A 12,373-nucleotide genomic window follows, 5' to 3' on the forward strand; every position below is an offset into this window, starting at 1 on the left:
CTGTGCAGGAGCTCGTCGATAATGCTGGGACGGCCGTCGGAGCCCTGCTCCGGCTTAACTCCGTAAGAGCATGCGGGACAGTTTAAGCCGTCAAATCTAGAAGGGTGCTGGGAAGGGGTGGTCCCCACTCCCTGATTTGAACAGGGGGCCTGCTGATTTCAGCGGCTGTATCGGAGTTTCCGAAAACACTTCTACAGTCAGCCGCTCTGGCCAGTCTGAGCTAAGTGGGGACAAATGTGCAATATAGATTGCGTATTTAAATCTATTGTACAACCAAAGTGTCATCCGAAATAGGATACGCCATTTGGGTTGGGGCCGGCATCGCTTTTCCCATCGGTATTTTTTGCATCTCCATCGCTGCTTCTCAGTTCGGAGACGTCGATCGGCGTGCCGATGATTTTGGATAGCGATTCCACGACGGATGCCGCGCTTCTGTAGTCTGAAGGCGCCCCTAAAGTCTCTCCCATCAGGCAGATCGAATCGATCCCATAGGCGATACCGAAATTGGCAAACAGCGCTGCGGCTCCCGCGATTCTCTCTTCCCGATCCAAGCTGAATGTTATACCGAAGCTTCCATACTTCTCTGCGAGTTCCGCTCTGGATGCCGCCCCGATGACGCGGGGTTCGCGGGAGAGCTCATCGACGCCATATCCGCAAAGCGTTATAATGAGGGACGGGCCGTATTCCAACGCGATTCTGAACTCGCATTCGGACAGATCGAAAATTCCTTGAGGCGTGGTCCCCTGAGAATCGCCTAGGAGCAACAGAACGTCTTCCGCGGCAGTATGAGCATGCCATAGCTCATGGCAGACGGGCTCTATGATGCTGCCGACAATCTTGGCTTCGGCCGGAAGATCGGGAGAGAATATGCGGGCAAAACGTTTCGCTTCCAGTTTCTCGGCTATAAAATCGGCGGCTATCCTGCCGACTTCGCCTATTCCTGGGAGCCCTGCGATCAGAATCGGATCTTTGATGTTTGGTTTCGAATCATACGCCACGAAGTTTGCCATTCATACCGTACTCTTCGATTATGGCTTTCCTGCGGTATTCTCCCATGCGATCCTCCGGAGAATACCTCGGAGGCACGGGGCATGATGCAGGGGAGCCGCAGATGGGGCAGGATTCGCGGAGGGTGTACCTGCCGCAACCGGAGCATCTGCGGATTTCCGACCGCATCTCACTTGCTCTCGCGCTTCAGAACGGCCGTTCCGCCGTTGGAAGTGAGGCACTTTATGGCGCTTTCGGAGACTTTCCTCATGGCCTCCTCAGCTTCCTTGTATTCGTTTGCGGTGACGACGATCCTGTACTTGGGGCATCCGACGCAGGTAATCTCGGCATCAGCGTCATCTGCTGCCTCAAGCCCGGCCAGGAGGGCGTTCTTGACGAGCTCCATACCATTGGGGGCGGGGGAGGACATCTCCAAAATGCCGTCGATCTGGACCTTCGGGGGCGCGACATTCTCGGTTGCGACCTCCATGAATGTGTCTGTCCAATCCCCGGTGAATTCCTCCAGGAATTCCTCGGGATAAGCGACGGCGGACTCGAAGGCGCCGTAAAGCGTCTCGTACTCCTCCAGAAGAACGTTTCCGAAGATGTCGTAAGCTTCGTCGACGGAGATCGACATCCTTTCGGCGACGATCTCGACGAGCTTCTCCGCTTTCTTCTCGTTCTTCCATTGCTGGATTTTCTCCCTTTTCTGGTGTTCGTTCACGGATTTTAAGGAAAGGTCGATGTGACCTTTGGTTGAATCGACGCCCAGAACCTTGCAGACGGTTTTCTGACCTTCTCTGATGAAGTCTTTGATGTATTTGACCCAGCCCGGGGCCACATCCCTGACATGGATGAATCCCTCTTTGTCGTCGTACTCGTCGAGGGTAACGAAAGCGCCGAAATTCTTCACGCTTTTCACGGTGCAGACGACGAGCTCGCCGTTCTCGGGAAAGCCCCTGACTCTGGACATCAGCCGACTACCTCAAGCACTTCGCCCTTGATCTCGCCGACGCCGCCTTTGGGGACGACAAGAACGGAGCCGCAGACCTTGCAGGTGACCTTGGTCGAGGCCTTTCTGAAGGTGATCTGCTCATTTGCGCAGTCGGGGCATTTGATTCTGATGAAATCTCCAGTCATGCGAATCACTCCGTAAGCTCGAATTTCTTTGCGCGGATGCAGGGGGAGATGTTGGCCTTCTTGCAGGTGGTGCATCTGTACCTGAGGTTGATCCTCTTGGTGGGCTTCTCCCTTCCTTCCGGCTTGGGCCTGGGGAAACCTCCGTAACCTGCGGTCACTCTTCTGAATCTCCTCTGACCCCATTTGAGTTCGCTGGCCTTCTTCTTCTTGACCCTCTCGACCTCCTGGGTCGTGTGGGCCTTGCAGTAAGGGCAGTATCTTTTGATATTTCTGGGCATCTTCATTGATATTCACCTCTGCGAAATGAATCGGAAGGTGCTAATACTGAGGTGATATAAAAAAGGCGCTGTCAGCCCTTTTTATATATTTTTATTAACTAGAAGGGAAAAAAGGTGGTGGCCCATCAGAGCAGCCTTATTTCGTTTCCGCGCCTTCTTATCGCCTCTTCGGACAGAGCCGTTATATTGAATGAGCCGTCGCATACCAGGACCTCATAGGCCGTGTTCAGGAAAAGGCCGTTCTCGACCACCCCCGGTATGTTGTTGATCTTCGATTCCGTGCGGAAGGCCATGTCTATGCCGGGGAATTTGCAGTCGTAGATGTAATTCCCGCTGTCTGTGGCGAACGGTATGCCTTCTTCGGCCATCCTCAGAACGGGGACGCAGCCCAGCTGTTTTAGGGCTTTGGCGGTATGCATGTGGCCGAAAGGCACCACTTCCACCGGAAGAGGCACCAACGTCCCGAGTTTGTCCACTACTTTGCTCTCGCCCGCGACTATTATCTCTTTGGCGGTGGCGGCTGCGACTATCTTCTCTCTCAGAAGCGCTCCGCCCAATCCCTTTATGAGCTGCATGTCGTGGTCGATCTCGTCGGCGCCATCTATGGTTATGTCCAAAGATCCAACTTCGTCGAGCTCGCAGACATTTATCCCGCAGGATTTAGCCAGCCTTTCGCTTTGGACCGATGTCGCAACGCAGGTCAGGTCCATGCCTTCGTCCACAAGCTCTGCGATCTTCAGTATCGCGAAGTTGGCGGTGGTCCCGGTTCCCAGCCCTACAGCCATCCCGTCCCTAACGAATCTTTCTACGGCCGCTTCCGCGACGACTTTTTTCACGTCCGCGGAGTTCCGTTTGTTTTCCAGTGGCTGGTCCATGGTTTATCTAGGAAACATTAGCGCTAACTTTTTTTTATAGTTGGCGAATGGATGCACCAAAACTATTAGTGGAACGGCAATGATTTTCTATCATGAGATTGGCATCTCTGTATTCCGGAGGCAAAGATTCCACTTTTTCGATGTACCTGGCAGAGCAGATGGGGCACGAGGTCCCGTGTCTCGTCAGCGTGATGCCGAAGGGGGACGATTCCTGGATATTCCACGTTCCAAATCTGAAGCTCATCCCTCTTATGGCCGAGGCTATGGGAAAGATGATGGTCACGGCCTCGAGCGACGGCACGGAAGAAGGGGATATGGAAGGCCTCCGCAGAGCCTTGGATGGCTTGGATGTGGATGGGGTCGTAACCGGAGCGGTTTGGTCGGATTATCAGTGGGACAGGATCAATCTGATATGCGGGGAACTGGGCCTGAAAGTTTTCTCGCCGCTTTGGAGGAAAAATCAGGATCTTGTTATGGACGAGTTTCTGGCTTCCGGGATACGCGCCATCATCGTCGGATGTTATGCGGAGGGCCTGGGAGAGGAGTGGCTAGGCCGCGAGATAGATGCGGAAGCAGTCTCCGAGCTCAAAAAAATCCGCGAGAGGACCGGGATAAGCATATTGGGCGAGGGAGGGGAATATGAATCGATGGCTGTCGACTCCCCCATGCATTCCCTGGCGCTCTCGATAGATTCGGCGGAAAAGGTTTGGTCCAGCAAAGGCGGCACTTTAAAGGTAAGAGAAGCCTCGCTGGCGCCCAGATAAGGCTTTCGGCTTGAACCGCCGCAATCTGAGCGTGTTGGTGACCACGGATATCGACGACAAAGACATCGCCGCGGCCGAAAGCATCGGCATCTGGTCGGTCAGCCCGTCGTATCCGAACAGAACCGGAAGGCCCGCCGCTATGGGTATGCATACGGCGTTGTATCCGAACGCGAATATCAGATTCTCTTTCACCGTCTTCATGACGGCTTTTCCCGTCTCCAAAGCCGCCGGGACGCTGCGGAGGTCGCTGTTCATCAGCACGATGTCGCCCGATTCCATGGCTACGTCGGTTCCCGCGCCGACGGCTATCCCCACGTCCGCTTGGGACAGGGCAGGAGCGTCGTTTATCCCGTCTCCGACCATCGCAACGCGTTTCTGAGCTATCTGGAGGTCTTTCACCAGCTTCAGCTTGTCACCAGGCTTCATTCCATGGCGCACCTCATCGATTCCCAGCTCCGAGGATATGGCCTCTGCCGCGGATACGCCGTCTCCCGTTGCCATTATGACGTTCACGCCGTCTTCTTTCAGGGAGCGTATGGCGTCAGGGCTCTCCGGCCTTATGGGATCCGATATCAGCGCGGATCCGAGGAACTTTCCGTCAGCGGCCGCCATCACGCAGGTCATCCCGGCGCGTTCTTGGTGGCCTCCGGGGATTTCGATGCCTCTTTCCTCCATAAGGGAGCGGTTGCCTATGAGGACGTTCTTGCCGTCGCAAACGCATTCGATTCCCGACCCGGAGAGGCTTTTGAAGCCCTCGTGAGGCGGCAATTCGACTCCTTTGTCTTTCGCGAAGGCGCATATGGCTTTTCCCAGCGGGTGCTCCGAATCGGATTCCGCGGCCGCGATCAGACCCACGAACTTGTTTTCGTCGCCTTCAGCTCTGATCTCGCTTATGGCGGGGGTCCCCAAGGTGCAGGTCCCCGTTTTATCCAGGACAATAGTGTCTACCTTCGAAGAGGACTCGACTGCCGTAGCCGTTTTGAACAGGATCCCATGTTCCGACCCTTTCCACGTCCCGACGACCATTGCCAGCGGCGTGGCGAGTCCGAGCGCACACGGGCAGGATATCACCAGCACGGAAATGGCCACGGTGAGCGAGAATTGGGCGCCTTTTCCGGCGAGCATCCATGCCGCGAAAGCCGCTATGGCTATGCAGATCACAGTGGGGACGAAAACCGCGGCCACCCTGTCGGCCAAGTTGGCCACCGGAGCCTTGGTGCTTCTGGCCATCTCGATCATGCGGGCGATCTGGAATATCGCGGTGTCCTCGCCGGTTTTTTCTGCTTTTACTTGGAGGCTTCCGCCGCCGTTGACGGTCGCGCCGTAGACGAAATCGCCCGGGCCTTTGTCAACGGGCATGCTCTCTCCGGTGAGCATGGATTCGTTCGCCGATGATGTCCCGGATATGACAGTCCCGTCAGTTGGTATGCGCTCTCCCGGACGAACCAGCATTATGTCCCCGGGGACGAGCTCGGACGTTTTTATGTTGAATTCTTTCCCATCTCTGATTACGCAGGCGGTATCCGGCGCCGTGGAAAGCAGGCTTCTGACGGAATCCTCGGTCTGGTATCTGGAGCGGGCTTCGACGTATTTTCCGATGCTGACCAGCGCTATGATCATCGACGCGGAGTCGAAGCAGACGCTGTGCATAGCGTGCATGTTGCCTGTGCTGACCAGATATGTGTTGTAGGAGGCCAGAATCACCGACGCCGCGCATCCTAGGGCTATCAGCGAATCCATCGTTGGATGGGCCGACAGCAGCGCCGGGAAACCTTTCCTGAAGAATCTCCTGCCCGCGATGAGCGTCGGGACGCACAGGGCGCCCTGCAGGATGCAATAGGGGAGCGGATCCAAGAAGGGTTCGAACAGCCCCAGCATAGGCCCCATGGCTATTATGCTCAGAGGGATAGCGAAAACAATCGCTATGACGAGGTCGCGGAACTGTTTCCTGAGGGCTTCCTTCCCTTCTTTGGCGGCTTCGTCGCGGTCGTCGCTAACCACGGCGTACCCAGCCGCTTCCACGGCCTTCGCTATGGCGGCTTCCGTCTGCGGAGAGCCGTCATATTCGACGTTGGCGGTGCAGCTGCCTATGTTGGCTTCCGCGGATTGGACTCCCGGAACCGATTTGATGGCGCTTTCCACTCTCCCCACGCACGCGGCGCAGGTCATGCCGCCAATGCGGAATACGCGTTTGCTCATGAGAATAGGCCCTTTTTGACGGAAGCCCTGAATCCCGCGTCCACGACGGCGCCTATCAGCTTCTCGTCAGGGACGCCGCTGTGCATCACGGTTGCGGTGCCTTTTTTCAGGTCCACAGCGGCAGATTCGACGCCTTCCGTGGATTCCAAGGCTTTCGTCACGTTGGAGACGCAGCCTTCGCACATCATTCCTTCGATCTTAAGCGTAGTTTTTGCCATGGTCTTTGCTATTGAGGCAGGGGATTTATTAAGATTTCATAGGTTCTTTCGAAAATCCTGACGCATCGATTATGGCGTCGGCTATGCCGTCCGGATCCCTCCAGATCAACGGCGTCCATACGCGCATCACGTTCCATCCTCTGGAATTCAGGTATCTGCGCCTCAGGCAATCCCTGGATCTGGGGTCCGGATCCGATGCATAAAGCGTGCGATCGAGCTCGACTCCGAGGATGCGGTTTCCGTCTTCTCTGATTGCCAGCCCGATCCTGTGGCTGCCTATCCCCACGTTCCTCTCGACGTCCAAGCCGGCCGCTTTGAGCCTGCTTTCCAATATGTCGAGGGCAGGCTCGATCGCTTCGGATTCCGATTCGTCGGCGCACGCGAACGAATCCAGGATGCGCTCGGCTTCTTCTCTGTTTCCGGAGCTAACGGCATCCGCGTATCTTACGTATCTTTTGAAGATCTCCGGACCTCCCAAAGTCCCGTCGGAACGGATGTCGCCGGGGTCGAAGGATCTTATGAGGATAAGCTTCTCTTTGGCGCGGGTTATGGCGACATTGAGGCGGTTCTCCCCGCCTTTGGCGCTGAGCCATCCGAATCTCTGAAGGAATCTCCCCTCGCGGTTCCTGCCGTAGCCGCACGAGAATATGATGACGTCCCTTTCGTCTCCCTGAACGCTCTCGACGTTCTTCACGAACAGCCCCACGTCCTCTCCGCCCTCGGTCCTGCGCATCTCCTTCGCAACGGCTCTGCCGAACTCTAGGTCGGAAGCGCAAGCGTCATCCAGGATGTCTGCCACGAGGTCCCTTTGGAACGAGTTGAAAGTGATTATGCCGACGGTCTCCCCGTTTCTGCGCTCGGCAAGGAATTCTCTGAGGGCTTCTACGGCGACGCGCGCTTCTTTTTCGTTGCGTCTGTTCTCCCAGATTCCGTCGGTGACCCGCACCTCTATGGCCGGGGATTCGGGTTCGCGGACGTTGGGGGCTACCATAAGCTTCCCGCCATAGAATGCGCGGTTGGAGAACTCGATGAGCTCAGCGTATTTCGAGCGGTAATGGAATCCCAGAAGGAACGACGGGAATCTGGGCCGCGCGGCATCCAGAAGGCTGCCTTCTCCATCCTCTTCCGCCTTGTATCTCCCGGTTCCCACGCTCGATGGGCGGAGCTGCTTCGGGTCTCCGGCTACTGCCGCTTTCTTGGCGCGGTACAGCGAAGGTATCCCACGTTCCATGCGCATCTGCGAGGCCTCGTCGAATATGGCCAGATCGAAAAGGCCAATCCTCAGAGGGAGCATCTCGGACACTGCCTCGGGGGTGAGCAGCCATATGCGGATGCCGCCGATCATCTCGTAGCCGAAGCGGGACATGAACCTGCCCGGGCTCCACCTTCTTTTGGAGTTGGATATCCTGGATATGTCGGGGAAACGCCTTGAGTCTTTTATTTCTGAGAGGTATCCATGGAGCTATTCGCGGGCGCATGCGCGTATGGCTCCCCTCTTCTCCGCCATAAGGACGTCGGTCTCATCCAGAAGACTCTCGAACCTTTCCAGGGAAGACGCATCGAATTCGGGATCGAATCTGCGCGTCTGAGCCGATTCCACGGCCTCGAACATCTTGGCTTCGCTTTCCGCCAGAGTCATGCCGGAGGAAGCCAGCTCGAGCATCCCGTTTCCGTAGGCTTTCCACGGCCAAGGCAGATCTCCGAACGCGGCCTCGCCGGCGGAATATGCCCAGTAGCGGTCCAGAGCTTCCAGAGACGTCTGCGGATCCTTAAGGATGGCGTCGGCGATGCTGCGGCTGTAGCCCGAGAAGTATCTGCCGATCAGGGATGCGGCCGCATTCTCTCCTCTGGCCTTCCCGTTGGATCTGGCCAGAACTCCGTCAAGCCCGTCAGGGTCCATGGAAGCCAAGGATTCTATCCCATGGCGGAGCTCAGCTATGTCCTGCCCAGTGAGGCCGTCTTTCATGGCCAGAAGAATCGGATACCTTTTGGCGGAATCTTTGTAATCCCTGTAAAGCGCGGCTTTGGCCGGGTCGGAGAACAGTTCGTGCATCTCCAAGACCTCGGAATAACCCATCTCGCCGGCTTTCTTCGGAACATTCTCCAGGACATCGGCAGGTATGCCTTTCCCGGGAAGCCTGCGCTCCAAGTCCTCGGAATACAGTCTCATGGGTTCCAGCCCGGATTCCCTTCTGCCAAGGAGGTTCTTTTCGATGTCCCCTAACCTGCTCAGCGCCGATTCTATGGAATCGTTTATGGCATCGATATCAGGGGCTTTCGGAGGTTCTTCCAGCGAAAGCATCCTATTCAGCTGCCCGTAGAAAGAGCTCTTGTCCCCTGCGTCATCCGCCATCATGCAGTAATCTGACAGTTCTCCCAGCCTCGAGCGTACCACGTCCAGAGCGGTTTTCTTCTCCGATACCACGAGAACGCTCATGCCTTTCGCCGCCGCGGACATCACGGCCTCCGTTATGACCTGGGATTTCCCGGTTCCCGGCGGCCCATGTATCACTATGCACTCGGTCTCTCCCATAGCGGCGATTATGCGTTCCTGGGAGGGATCCAGAGGTTCGGCGCAGAGCAGATCCCTTTCGGAGACCAATTTCTCTGGGAACGGCTCTGGTTTAGGTTTGGTTACGAATCTGTCAAGAATCCCGCTTACCGCGCTTCCGGAGATGATGGAGCCGAAATCCTTCTGCACCGATCCGGAGTACAGTGAGTACCTGCCCAGGACGGCGAATGGGACTGTTCTGATCTCTCCGCAGGCGTACTGCATCAGTCTATCCGGCTCTCCGTCCACGAACGGCACGGGTTTTTCCAATTTCCAGGATATGGGTATTCCTTGCTCTGTATAGAACGCCGACAGGCAGGCCGCGAAGCCCTCAGCTGAGGCGTCATCCGCATCGCATTCCGGCAGCGGACAGTCGGTCCCGGATGCCCTCATGGCTGCCAATATCAGAGTCCCGTTGAATATGACGTCGCGAGACGGATCCACGCGAATGGTTACGGTCCCTTTCTCTCTGGATGCGCATACGGGGAACAAGGCGAGAGGAGCCCTGACCGCGAACCCGTCCTCCAATCTCCCTTCGGCGAACGGGTATGCGGCATACAGGTCGAAGCTCCCTCTGTCGCGGAGCTCTCTGTTCGCTTCGCGCACTATCTCTATGGCATGTCTGCGCGTCGTTTGGTCCGAATTTAAGGTGCTGGCGATTCCGTCCGAGAATAGAAAGCTGATCACATCCGCTCCGGCAATTATGGTAAGGTCCAAACCGCTGCTCGCATACAGCCTTGATTGGAACAGCATGCGGTTGCCTCTGCCGAGATCGGTGAGATTTTTCTCGAGTTTTCTCAGCGTAGCGGCGGTCTCGCAGCGCATCCCAATGCCGCCGGATGCTGCCGCCGAGTATCTTCTTGTTATCTCCAGGAAGGCTTCGCCGTATTGTTCTATGAAGCGTTGGCCGACCCCCGGTATTGCAGCCAAATCCTCGGCCCTGACCGGAAGGCGGCGGGCCATCTCTTCCAGGACTTCGTCCGAGCATATGGAACGGGTCCTGTTTCCCTCCTCTTTATCGTCGCGGAGGATTTCTCTTATGCCTGCGAGTTCAGCCAGAAGGTCTGCCGCTTCCGCTGCACATCCCGTTCCGTGGCATTCCAAGCCGTTTTCGCGGATAGCATACGAATCTTCCATGGCAGTCACCTTCCGGAAAGCGTCAGCACTTTTCCATCGGTTCCATGCTTGATCCGTATTTGAATCTAAGAACGGGGTGCCCGAAAGTGGTATTTCGAGTATTATGTCCCTATATTCAGCGAATAGGTCTAAGATTTAGACGTCGAATTTATTTGGTTTTATTTTATCAGGCCATTTTTTCAATAAGTATTCCGATTAGACTATAGTTAACTTTTTTAGATAGGTGACGCACAAAATGGGTCGGAAGATGTTTTATTATCATTTCTTGTGTTGTTTGTTGTTCGATGGCTGTTGTTGATTGAAAAATAATTTTTTCTCAAATAAAAGATTATGAATAGTAGTTCATACAACTTATAAATAACATTCTAACGATTTGCATATAGGTGGAAGCTTTTTTCGACCTAGAGCTGATTAAATGAGAAAAAAGAATGATATTGGTTCCGTCCAACCCATGCAAATAATCGTGGGATGGGGAGAAGGGGCCGTAACTTTCTGGAATGAGAATATCATTCCGAATACTTTTTCTGACAAAATAGTAGGGAGGTCTTCTTTATGAAGGGGGCCGCTATAGCCGCTATCGTTATTGCTGCTGTCGTAATAGTCGCGGGTATCGCAGCTTTCATGATGATGGGATCTGGAAGCAATGACAACGGGAATGATGATGTCAAGACATATACTGTATCGTTTGTGACCGATGGCGGCTCATATGTTTCGAGCCAGAGCGTAAAGCAGGGTGATCGTGCCGTCGAGCCTACGACTTCCAGGGCCGGTTATTCGTTCCAGGGATGGTTCACATCTCAGAATGGTGGGAGTCAGTTCTCGTTCTCGCAATCGATAAACAAGGACACGACGTTGTATGCTCACTGGATTCCTGATCAGACACCTACAACCTCCTATACGATCACTTTCAATGCCAACGGAGGTTCCCCCAGCACCAGCCAAACCGTCACTGCGGGCTCCTATGCAAACGAGCCATCTGTCTCCAGGAGCGGATACACTTTCGACGGCTGGTACACCGCCGCGTCCGGAGGGTCGAAGTTCAACTTCTCCAACCCAATCGCCAGCAACATGACGCTTTATGCGCATTGGACTCAGAACTCGACTCCCGTGACAACTTATACGGTCACTTTCAATGCCAACGGAGGTTCTTATGTCTCCAGCCAAACTGTTAATTCTGGGGATAAAATCACGGAGCCGACTACGACAAGGTCTGGTTATAATTTCCTTGGGTGGTTTACCGCTTCGTCTGGCGGAGAGCAGTTTAATTTCAGCAAGCCTATCACGTATGATTTGACACTTTATGCCCATTGGGATAGTACCTACCACACTGTCATTTTCAGGACCAATGGTAATGGTACCGTATCTCCGACTTCGATAACCGTTCAGGACGGTGCCACAATTAGCGCCAACGGTTCGACGCTCACAGTTGGTGGTCAGAGGATTGTCGCAAATCCGTCTGCTTCTACCTCTCAGAACACATATACCTTCACGGGATGGTCCGTTTCTTCTGGAACAGTCAGAAGTGACATGACAATCACGGCAAGTTTTACAGTAATCACCAAAAGCTATACTGTGACATTCAATTCTAACGGAGGCTCTTCAGTGCCTTCCCAGACAGTTGTTGCCGGAGGATATGCTTCTGTTCCGTCTGATCCAATTTTGAGCGGATATAAGTTTGAGGGGTGGTATACGTCAACAGGCGGAAGTACTAAGTTCAACTTCGGTAGTCCTATAACTGCCAATACCACTGTTTATGCCCAATGGACAAAGGAAGTCCAGTCCATTAAGTTCTATTTGGCTGATCGTCCCTCGACCATACAGATTGGATCGGGATATGATGTTGCCGACATATACGGCACTAGTGGCACCGTTTCCACCAGCATAACGGTGACCCCGCGCAGCAACACTGTTACAATCAATCTCCACAATGCCAGTATGAAATCATCTGGTTCGTACCCTCTCATATCTGCAGACGGGGTATCCCTGAAAATAGTCGTCGATGGATCTTGTAGTCTCTATGGCTATGATGGGACCAGTGCCACGACTTCTGGTGGTAATGGTATCATTGGCTACTCGGCCGTGTCTTGCAAGAGTCTCGCTCTTTCTGGTAATGGGAGCATCTACATAAAGGGCGGAAACGGCGGAAACGGGTATTGCCTTCTAAGAAGATAATATCGTCTCCGCCGTGTGCCCAAATATAGTTTTGAGTATCATCATCACCACC

General features: G+C 54.6%; 12 protein-coding genes and 1 tRNA gene. 2 read left to right on the plus strand and 11 right to left on the minus strand.

The features are described from left to right. Positions 1–118: 118 nt before the first annotated feature. From IKP20_05795 to rpiA, 7 genes are all read right to left on the minus strand, one after another. Positions 119–230, minus strand: a tRNA-Tyr gene (locus tag IKP20_05795). Between the two features lie 51 nt (positions 231–281). After that, complete coding sequence (locus tag IKP20_05800; protein MBR4504466.1) at positions 282–1,010, minus strand: PAC2 family protein; 729 nt, start codon at positions 1,008–1,010, stop codon at positions 282–284. Then, on the minus strand, positions 988–1,176 hold the full coding sequence (locus tag IKP20_05805) for an RNA-protein complex protein Nop10 (GenBank protein ID MBR4504467.1): 189 nt from the start codon (positions 1,174–1,176) through the stop codon (positions 988–990). The genes IKP20_05800 and IKP20_05805 overlap by 23 nt, the downstream gene beginning before the upstream one ends. Before the next feature lies 1 nt (position 1,177). After that, positions 1,178–1,960, minus strand: coding sequence for a translation initiation factor IF-2 subunit alpha (locus IKP20_05810; protein MBR4504468.1), 783 nt, complete (start codon positions 1,958–1,960; stop codon positions 1,178–1,180). Then, entirely contained in the window at positions 1,960–2,127 is a 168-nt protein-coding gene (locus IKP20_05815; GenBank protein ID MBR4504469.1) for a 30S ribosomal protein S27e, read from the minus strand. Before IKP20_05815 ends, IKP20_05810 begins: the two co-directional genes overlap by 1 nt. Before the next feature lie 5 nt (positions 2,128–2,132). Continuing rightward, positions 2,133–2,411 carry a 50S ribosomal protein L44e gene (locus tag IKP20_05820; GenBank protein ID MBR4504470.1) on the minus strand — a complete coding sequence of 93 codons (279 nt, stop codon included), beginning with the start codon at positions 2,409–2,411 and terminating at the stop codon, positions 2,133–2,135. Positions 2,412–2,530: 119 nt separating this feature from the next. Further along, positions 2,531–3,280, minus strand: a complete 750-nt coding sequence (gene rpiA / locus IKP20_05825) for a ribose-5-phosphate isomerase RpiA (GenBank protein MBR4504471.1) — start codon at positions 3,278–3,280, stop codon at positions 2,531–2,533. A 92-nt stretch (positions 3,281–3,372) separates the two neighbouring features. Between rpiA and IKP20_05830 the strand changes: the two genes are divergently transcribed. Further along, a complete protein-coding gene (locus IKP20_05830) occupies positions 3,373–4,044 on the plus strand; it encodes a diphthine--ammonia ligase (protein MBR4504472.1) in 672 nt (223 codons plus the stop codon). On the opposite strand, the gene cadA is transcribed toward IKP20_05830, so the two are convergent. The 4 genes from cadA to IKP20_05850 form a co-directional block, all read right to left on the minus strand. Then, the gene (gene cadA / locus IKP20_05835; GenBank protein ID MBR4504473.1) at positions 4,009–6,243 is read right to left on the minus strand and encodes a cadmium-translocating P-type ATPase; all 2,235 of its coding nucleotides are present in this window, start codon (positions 6,241–6,243) and stop codon (positions 4,009–4,011) included. The two genes, IKP20_05830 and cadA, sit on opposite strands and share 36 nt — an antisense overlap. Further along, on the minus strand, positions 6,240–6,461 hold the full coding sequence (locus tag IKP20_05840) for a heavy-metal-associated domain-containing protein (protein ID MBR4504474.1): 222 nt from the start codon (positions 6,459–6,461) through the stop codon (positions 6,240–6,242). Before IKP20_05840 ends, cadA begins: the two co-directional genes overlap by 4 nt. Positions 6,462–6,489: 28 nt before the next feature. Further along, positions 6,490–7,827: a DUF559 domain-containing protein gene (locus IKP20_05845; GenBank protein MBR4504475.1), complete on the minus strand. Its 1,338-nt coding sequence runs from the start codon at positions 7,825–7,827 to the stop codon at positions 6,490–6,492. A 96-nt stretch (positions 7,828–7,923) separates the two neighbouring features. Continuing rightward, the gene (locus IKP20_05850) at positions 7,924–10,149 is read right to left on the minus strand and encodes an HRDC domain-containing protein (protein ID MBR4504476.1); all 2,226 of its coding nucleotides are present in this window, start codon (positions 10,147–10,149) and stop codon (positions 7,924–7,926) included. A gap of 552 nt (positions 10,150–10,701) precedes the next feature. On the opposite strand from IKP20_05850, the gene IKP20_05855 reads away from it, so the two are divergent. Further along, entirely contained in the window at positions 10,702–12,321 is a 1,620-nt protein-coding gene (locus IKP20_05855; protein ID MBR4504477.1) for an InlB B-repeat-containing protein, read from the plus strand. The last annotated feature ends 52 nt before the right edge of the window (positions 12,322–12,373 follow it).

It is taken from the genome of Candidatus Methanomethylophilaceae archaeon (genome assembly GCA_017524805.1).
GTDB lineage: Archaea > Thermoplasmatota > Thermoplasmata > Methanomassiliicoccales > Methanomethylophilaceae > Methanoprimaticola.

Excerpts from the sequence above, each read along its gene's own strand:
- IKP20_05800 (MBR4504466.1), bottom strand. The coding sequence starts at position 1,010 with ATGGCAAACTTCGTGGCGTATGATTCGAAACCAAACATCAAAGATCCG.
- IKP20_05805 (MBR4504467.1), bottom strand. The coding sequence starts at position 1,176 with ATGCGGTCGGAAATCCGCAGATGCTCCGGTTGCGGCAGGTACACCCTC.
- IKP20_05810 (MBR4504468.1), bottom strand. The coding sequence starts at position 1,960 with ATGTCCAGAGTCAGGGGCTTTCCCGAGAACGGCGAGCTCGTCGTCTGC.
- IKP20_05815 (MBR4504469.1), bottom strand. The coding sequence starts at position 2,127 with ATGACTGGAGATTTCATCAGAATCAAATGCCCCGACTGCGCAAATGAG.
- IKP20_05820 (MBR4504470.1), bottom strand. The coding sequence starts at position 2,411 with ATGAAGATGCCCAGAAATATCAAAAGATACTGCCCTTACTGCAAGGCC.
- rpiA (MBR4504471.1), bottom strand. The coding sequence starts at position 3,280 with ATGGACCAGCCACTGGAAAACAAACGGAACTCCGCGGACGTGAAAAAA.
- IKP20_05830 (MBR4504472.1), top strand. The coding sequence starts at position 3,373 with ATGAGATTGGCATCTCTGTATTCCGGAGGCAAAGATTCCACTTTTTCG.
- cadA (MBR4504473.1), bottom strand. The coding sequence starts at position 6,243 with ATGAGCAAACGCGTATTCCGCATTGGCGGCATGACCTGCGCCGCGTGC.
- IKP20_05840 (MBR4504474.1), bottom strand. The coding sequence starts at position 6,461 with ATGGCAAAAACTACGCTTAAGATCGAAGGAATGATGTGCGAAGGCTGC.
- IKP20_05845 (MBR4504475.1), bottom strand. The coding sequence starts at position 7,827 with ATGTCCCGCTTCGGCTACGAGATGATCGGCGGCATCCGCATATGGCTG.
- IKP20_05850 (MBR4504476.1), bottom strand. The coding sequence starts at position 10,149 with ATGGAAGATTCGTATGCTATCCGCGAAAACGGCTTGGAATGCCACGGA.
- IKP20_05855 (MBR4504477.1), top strand. The coding sequence starts at position 10,702 with ATGAAGGGGGCCGCTATAGCCGCTATCGTTATTGCTGCTGTCGTAATA.